The sequence below is a fragment of the Lactiplantibacillus sp. C232 genome (genome assembly GCF_023806725.1).
In the GTDB taxonomy this organism is placed as follows: Bacteria; Bacillota; Bacilli; order Lactobacillales; family Lactobacillaceae; genus Lactiplantibacillus; species Lactiplantibacillus plantarum.
On record NZ_JAMSKZ010000003.1, the window covers coordinates 1 to 8,185 of the forward strand.

2 protein-coding genes and 3 pseudogenes are annotated in these 8,185 nt (G+C 39.2%); 1 reads left to right on the forward strand and 4 read right to left on the reverse strand.

The window, feature by feature from the left end:
* Positions 1-352 precede the first annotated feature (352 nt).
* The 4 genes and pseudogenes from MZO41_RS04085 to MZO41_RS04100 all read right to left on the reverse strand — a co-directional run bounded on the left by MZO41_RS04085 (position 353) and on the right by MZO41_RS04100 (position 5,300).
* Positions 353-739 (reverse strand): annotated as a pseudogene (locus MZO41_RS04085) (hypothetical protein).
* Positions 732-1,014: pseudogene (locus MZO41_RS04090) on the reverse strand (acetyl-CoA carboxylase). Before MZO41_RS04090 ends, MZO41_RS04085 begins: the two co-directional pseudogenes overlap by 8 nt.
* A gap of 31 nt (positions 1,015-1,045) precedes the next feature.
* Positions 1,046-2,265 (reverse strand): annotated as a pseudogene (locus tag MZO41_RS04095) (Y-family DNA polymerase).
* A gap of 335 nt (positions 2,266-2,600) precedes the next feature.
* Positions 2,601-5,300: a GH25 family lysozyme gene (locus tag MZO41_RS04100; RefSeq protein ID WP_252129649.1), complete on the reverse strand. Its 2,700-nt coding sequence runs from the start codon at positions 5,298-5,300 to the stop codon at positions 2,601-2,603.
* A 664-nt stretch (positions 5,301-5,964) separates the two neighbouring features.
* Between MZO41_RS04100 and MZO41_RS04105 the strand changes: the two genes are divergently transcribed.
* On the forward strand, positions 5,965-8,185 hold a 2,221-nt coding region (locus MZO41_RS04105), incomplete at its 3' end, for a bacterial Ig-like domain-containing protein (RefSeq protein ID WP_252129644.1).

The window sequence follows — 8,185 nt, forward strand, 5'->3', positions numbered from 1 at the left end:
TCGCAATTTCGAGGTGGTGACGAAAAACTTCGTCCAAATCTTGCTTTTGGGCTAGTGCAGCGATAATTTCTGTGGTAAGTTCATTCATGGGGAATGCCTCCTGTGATGTTTTCTGTGGTTACTAAATATCATAAGGGAAGGCATTCCCTATTTCTATACAATTCAGAAATCTTTTATGCATTTACACAAGATATTTTACGCTCTCGATTTTTTTGATTCATATATTATTAGCTGAAATTACTATGGTAATACTAGATGACACTGTAGTATGTATAAGTATTACAGACATGAAAAATAAATAGCGCAAACTAACATTGTCATCGAGACTCAAATTGGCGTTTGAACTTTGACATTAGTTTGCGATATTTTTAGTTAATTCTACATGTCGAATATTGTTCATATTGATAAACTGACGATCTGAAATAATAACAGTTCCTGCATTATAACCAAGTATTCATGTTGTAATGGTAGGCAAGTGTTGGTTGTTTTGATCAACTGTATTTAGTTGAAGGCTAATCGTCTGATTCTTAAAATGAGCGATGGCCAGAATGCTGCTAATCTCACTCATTGATTGCTGTGCTTTGGTCAGGTAACTTATTGCATTTTGCGCTTGTAGTTTATTTAATGCCGCTGTGTGATTAGACAGGTAAAAGCTTTGCCATTTGATCATGCCGCGATCGTGATAATCGTGCTCGAAGAAAAGGTTAACGGTGTCCATATCAAACTTTCTATCATTCAAGATTCTTGCGTTTCATTTGTATTATTGTTTGACTTCTGGGCCAGATAAGTCCAGTAAAGCCAATATATTCAATGGTAAATTTAACTTGTCGATGCAATGCTTCAACTAAGTTTTCTAGGTCGTTTAAGGTATAATTGCTTAGCTTATGCAACGGTACCGATCTCAGTCGTTCATTGGCGCGTTGGCTATTAAAAAAGACGTTATACGAGTGGATCATAAGGGTCATTGGCAATCACGATCCAGTAACGTATTTAAGTTGTGCGTTTGAATAACAATTATAAACGACTAAGGATAATATCTAAATCTCTACTCATAGCTATTTCCTCCATTAAGGCCACCAACTAAGCAAGCACGATTAATTGCTGTACCGCCGTGTAATAGGCTAGTAGCGTAAATTAGTTTAGTGAAGCCATTGATGAATATCATCAATGACTCGATTGAGTTGGTTATGTCTAATTTGCTGAGTAGGTTGACTGAATAAATCGAGTTGCTGTCCAGTGTCAGGGCTTAGTTTATTACTGTAAACCGCGATATTACGTACTGCTTGGCCGTCCCAGTTTTTGCGAAACAACCAGAGTAATTGTTGGGCCAGAAGCTGATTGTCATTTAGTAGGGCCTATTCTGATAGCATGATGAAACCCATCACGGCCGTCAGCTTCAGCCGCTGTGTATGAGAACCCAATACTTAAAGATAAGCAGCCTGCTAATTTATGGTGGTGTCTGAGTCGAGCCGCGACTTGTTCGTCAATCTCTTTGATCACAGTCTCAAGCTCACCTTGTGCCAAGTAATCACGCGGTAGGACTTGTGAGTTACCTAAGCTGGCTTCCTTAGTTTTGATTGGTTCAGTCAACTGGGAGTGGTCAACACCCCAGGATGTGGCAAAAATTTGGCTACTAATGACGCCTAAGTTTTGTTTTAGAAAGTGTGGATTGGTGTGAACAAGCTCGTACATGTTATGAATTTGTAAGCGATTCAAATGTTTAGCCATACGTGGACCAATTCCCCAAATGTCGGTTAATTCGGTAATTGGCCAAATCTTATCTGGTACGGTTTCATAGTGAATTTCACCAATCCCTACAGTCGTGTAGAGACTTAATTGATGACTGATAGTATTTTGAATAAGCCGGCCCGTGGCGATGAGCCAAATAATTGCCAAGAATGAGTCATATCAGGAATGCCCTCATCAATCGAGTAGGGCCACACTTCAGCTTCTGAAGTGAATTTAGCAAAAATTTGGTTGATTTGTAGGTTGTGTTCAATGTAAAGGTTCATTCGCGGTGGTACAACAATTAAACGTGGATCTTGCGGCAAATCTCGCTGACGGGAAACGTTGGCTTGTAAATGAAACAACTTCTTGGTTTCTACGTAGCTAAAATTAAGCCGCCATTTGTATTTTCCGCTTCGCTCATTACAACTAAGGGTACTTTTAGTGGATTTAGGCCGCGTTGAACGGTTTCGCAGCGAGCATAGAAGCTTTTATTGTCAATTAAAAAAAGACACCCCGTGGTTCGTGGTCAAAAAACATGGCCTCACCTTCCTGATTATTTACGTTTATTCTACCACAAAAAAGAACATATGTTCTTTAATTACTAAAAAAGTTGGATTGCCATTTAAAAGCAAGCAATCCAAGTTTCATCTTAGTAGTTTTTAAGTTGTGATTGGTTTTGAACATCAACAACGTATGCTTTGGTTCCCAAGTGACTGACTAGAGTGCGCATATCACTTAAGTTAATTGAGACACAGCCCTCAGTTGGCCAGTGGTTCTTAACGTGGATAAAGAAGCCAGAACCATTATTCTGTCCGTAATTATCCCTAACAACCGCTAGCTCATACTGATTATGAGACGCTGCTTTTGTGTAGTCAATTCCCTTCGTGAGAGTTTCCGATGCCTCCATTGCCGATACGACTTGATGAAGTTAAAAGGTTGCGCCAAGTGTTACCTTGTTTTTGCCATAACTTTAAGGTTGCCGTTGATCCGCCATTCTGAACGACGGTCACGATTTGTTGCGCTTTTTGAGCAACACGCATGGAACCGATAATATCTGCTTCAGTTTGTGGTTGATTAGTTGATACAGCATCGCCATTGTTGCCGAAGTAATAACGGTGGTTACCGACAGTGACGTAACGGTTACGATATTGAATGTGATCCGTGCCGTAAAATTCTAACTTGTTATTACCATAGTGCCGTAGTCCAGTAATGGCATCGCCGTTGCCCCCAAAGTAATAAAGTTTATTTTTAGCGGCAGTGTAGTAGCGATTACGATATTGGACATGGTCTGCACCATAGTATTCGAGCTTGTTATTGCCGTAGTGACGCAAGCCGGTTATTGCATCACCATTGCTGCCGAAGTAGTACAACTGATTATTGACGGTGGCATAACGATTGCGATATTGGACATGGTCTGCACCATAGTATTCGAGCTTGTTGTTACCATAGTGTCGTAGGCCAGTAATGGCATCGCCGTTGTCCCCGAAGTAATAAAGCTTATTTTTAGCGGCAGTGTAATAACGATTGCGGTATTGAATGTGATCCGTGCCGTAAAATTCTAACTTGTTATTACCATAGTGCCGCAGACCGGAAATGGCGTCACCATTACTCCCAAAGTAATAAAGCCTATTTTTAGCGGCGGTGTAGTAACGGTTGCGGTATTGAACGTGATCATTGCCATAGTATTCTAGTTTATTGTGGCCATAGTGTCGTAGGCCAGTAATAGCATCGCCGTTGCCCCCAAAGTAATAAAGCTTATTTTTAGCGGCAGTGTAGTAACGGTTACGATATTGAATATGATCCGTGCCGTAAAATTCTAACTTGTTATTACCATAGTGCCGCAGACCGGAAATGGCGTCACCATTACTCCCAAAGTAATAAAGCTTATTGTTACCAACAGTAGCATAACGATTGCGATATTGAATATGGTCTGTACCATAGTATTCTAGTTTATTATTAGCATAGTGTCGTAAGCCGGTAATGGCATCGCCGTTACTACCAAAGTAATATAACTGGTTATTGGCGGCAGTTAAGTAACGGTTGCGATATTGAGCGTGATCTGACCCATAGTATTCTAGTTTGTTATTCCCGTAATGCCGGAAGCCAGTGATTGGTTGACCATTGCTGCCATAGAAGTATAGCTTATTGCCTTCCCAGTGATATTGGTTTACAAATTCATTGGGGGTTGAGAAAGTATTGGTACCTGCGCTATCTTCGGTTAAACCGTTATAACAGATACTAACGTCAATATATCCAGTATAGTCGGAGCCTGATGGTAAGAGGGCGGTGCTTGAGAATTGCCAAGCGCCGTCATCTGTATTCCAAAGGTTATTGGCAGAAGGCGTATATGGATACTGAGCTCGCCAGACGCGCGATTGACCAACTGTTTTAATGACGGCATCACGGTATAAGTATGTGTTTGAGGTGTAAACCCCATGATTCGTATAACCAAGCGCATTCAATACCGACCAGAAAGTATTAAGGTTAGCTGTAGCATTTACTGTGTATGTCTTGGCATCTTCCATGTCGGCAAACAATAATACTTTTTTGGAAACGTTATTTTTAACTAGGAAGTTAGCCATATTAGTTGCTTCCATTTGGGCGGTATCGGCTGTATTAAATGTTGCGTAGTGGTAGAAATCAACATTTAGACCGGCGGCATTAGCCATCTTGGCTTGAGCTAAGGCTACTGGATTGGTATAACCAGTGCCTTCGGTCGTTTTGATGATGACTGTTTTGACGCCAGCTGCTTTCAATTTGTTGTAGTCAGATTGTGTCATTGCACTTTGATATGATGCAACGTCGACCACGTCAACACGTGGTCTGGTGGTATCTCCAATAGTCCAAACGTCCGTTTCTGGAGTGCTTGCTGTCACCGTAGTTAAGTTAAGGTCAGCTTTTTTTGTCGTGGTTGCTTGGTGCTTTGCTGCATTTGAAGCAACTGATGTGGCCTTGTTGGTATTCTCGGTACTTGTTGCTGATTTGATTGCTGTGCTACTTACTTGGTTAATAGAACCAGAGGCAGCACTAGTTGTGTGAGCCGTTGCCTCATGGCTTTTGTTATTACTGGAGCTTACTTTTTGGCCCGTTTGGTTGGCGGCACTCGAAACAGCCTCGGTAGCAGCGCTTGAGGTAGCAGTTACTGCTTGACTAGTGTTTGAGTTGGCAGTTTCGCTGTCCGCTTGACTGAGGATACTCGAAGCAGCCTTGGTGGTTGTACTTGAGGTAGCGGTTGCTGCTTGACTAGTATTTAAGTTGGTTGTTGCACTATTTGGTTGGTGAGCGATATTTGAAGCAGTATTAGCGACCTTGTTAGCCGTAGTGGAAACTGTATCTGATGAAGCAGAATCATTGCTTGTTTTTGAATCAGCACTGACGGTTGTCCGTGTGACCGTGGTTGCTGTTTTAGCTACAGTTACTGTGTCAGCGTGCGCAATTTGATCGTTGATGATTGCGCTACCAACAAATGAACAAAAAGTCACTCCAGCAACAAGCCACAGCTTACCTGACTTGTACAGTTTAAATCTTTTTGTTGTTTTAGCATTAATGTGGTTATGTGTTTTGAAATTCATAGTACCGTCCTTTTTATTTTGATAAATAATATTGATTGTGACATGGTAATGCACTGTAAAATAAAATTGATCAATCATATGATAAATTATTTATAGTTATTATAATACCATGGATGGCTATAGGTTATACTATATACTCAAAAATGGAATTCTAGTTCAAAGTTAGTAATCTGATTTAAAGATTAACGATCAAAACGATGAGAAATATTTTTAATTAATTCTTGTATGTTGAATTTCTGAATGGCACCGACAGTATCATCACTTTCTAGATGTTCATTTAGAGTTTTGATGAACTGTTCTGAATGATTTTTTTCAATCTCATGATTCAATGATGGTAAGTAATTTGTAATGCCTATGAATTGCTATTGGTCATCCTATTATTTTCAATGTTATCTTTATCATCTGCTAATTATTAAATATATCCATGGTAAGTTGATGGTAGGGGCTCACGATAGACTGCCTCCTGAAAATAATTTGGAGAATTCTTTGAAAAGTCTTAAGATTCATCGATATAAAAACAATTTTAATATAATGAATACAACTGATTTATGTAATTAAGTTAATAATAAAGTGTGCTTTGTTATAATAAACACAATTAATTATTGCACTCAATAATAATAAATTATAATTACAGAATATGTACAAAGTGAAGGGGCGTCTATACATGAACAAAAAAATTTTTGTTGGGAATACCTGTACACGCTATAAATTATTCAAAAAGGGAAAGTCATGGGTAGCTATGGGAGTTACAACCTTATCTATAAGTTTAGGTTTGGGCATGCTTATGGTCAATCCTTCTGTACGTGCGGATACGAGTAGTACAGCGAACAGTGCAACCAGTAGTGCAGCGAACAGTGTAACCAGTAGTGCAGCGAACAGTGTAACCAGTAGTGCAGCGAACAGTGTAACCAGTAGTGCAGCGAACAGTGTAACCAGTAGTGCAGCGAACAGTGTAACCAGTAGTGCAGCGAACAGTGCAACCAGTAGTGCAGCGAACAGTGCAACCAGTAGTGCAGCGAACAGTGCAACCAGTAGTGCAGCGAACAGTGCAACCAGTAGTGCAGCGAACAGTGCAACCAGTAGTGCAGTGAACAGTGCAACCAGTAGTGCAGCGAACAGTGCAACCAGTATTAGTGCAGCAAAAGCGGGGGTTAGCAATGTTAAATTAGCAACGGACAATTTGTCAAGTTCAACAGATACTACAGGAGTGGTTGTTACTTCAAGTTTTAATAATGGGGATACTTTCTCTGGTGGAGGAGGTGTTATAGCGCTAAATACGAGTATTGAAAAAAGTGCAACCATATCTAATGGTACAAAGTTAACTTTTACAATATCTAATCCTAAATCTATTAATTGGGACAATATTCAGTTAAATGGTGGTACAAATTATGGCAGCTTAGCTTATGATAAAACCAGTGGGACAATAACATATACATTCAGTACTGATATTTCTAATGCGGGAATTAACTTCATAATTAATTTGCATACGGCTGCCGTCGATACTTCTAAAAATATCATTACGGCATCTTTAAATAATACTTCAGTAGCGATAACTGGTGGTACCAGCTACAATACAAAGGCCAATGCTGGTGGTAGTGGTGGTAGTGGCTATGATAATCAACGATTGATTATAGGAAATGGAAGTTATGGATATATTGGTATAAATGATAATTATGTAGGATATATAAATGGAAAAAACTACTATTTGCCAGATATGCAGTCTATGAACTTTAATGTTGTAGTTGATCCAGGCTTTTATACTAATTCTCAAAACGATAAAATAGGTAGAACAATAACTTTAAGTATTTCTGGTACAGGGGCTTCCCTACAGGCTGACAATATTTATATAACAGAAAAGGGCGGTTTTCCTAATACTTCCAAAAGTTATGTACCATTATCATCTGTAGGTTGGACAACAACTCAAATAGATGATCAAACTGTAAAAATATCGATACCTGATAATATGGATATTGGATGGTATGTTTTAGGTATAGTTGCTACTACTCCGGGCCTTAATAGTCAGTATATTTTGACAGACCAATATGAGTCTGATTATATAACAACTGCACAAAAAAGCACGACTTCAGGATATTTCCAGAATATTAATAACAGTGGTTTTGTTCCTAAAATAACAGCGATGGATAAGAATATTAAGCAAGGTACTACTGTTTCTGATATTAATAAATGGTTGCTGGATGGCGTAACAGCATCTGATGTTGAGGATGGAAACCTAAGTTCCGCTGTTACTATAAAAGATGATACCAATTTTGTTAATGCTTGGAATAGTAATAAAAATGGAGTTTACACCATTATATATACAGTTACTGATAGTGATGGAAATACAGTAACTCAATCTGTTTCTGCAACTATATATTCAGACATCACTATTCATTATATTGATAAAAATGGTACGGAATTAAGTGCTCAAACTACTTCAATGGCTAATAGTGTTGGGAGTAACTATAATATAATACCTACTTCTCTCATTAAAAAAAATGGGGTAAGTTATTATTATGTTTCTTCAAATAATAATCTTAGTGGAATTTATGGAGAAAATAATCAACCTACAGATATTTATTTAACATATGACATTGATCAAACGTCAATTGACACTAAAGATAGCACGTTAGTAGCGGGCCCAAGTACTACCTGGAAAGCCGCCGATAACTTTGTGAGTGCGACCGATGAAGCTGGCAGCGCATTGAAATTGAGTGATATAACTGTTAGTGGAACAGTGGACCCAACGAAGGCGGGCCGTTACGAGGTCACGTATAGTTACACGGACGCGGCGGGTAACGCAGTTACCAAGACAGCTACCATCACAGTAGTGGCGTCTCAAGCAAGTATTGACACCAAGGACAGCACGTTAGTAGCGGGCCCAAGTA

Coding starts and splice junctions, on each gene's coding strand:
- MZO41_RS04100 (WP_252129649.1), bottom strand. CDS start 5,300: ATGAATTTCAAAACACATAACCACATTAATGCTAAAACAACAAAAAGA.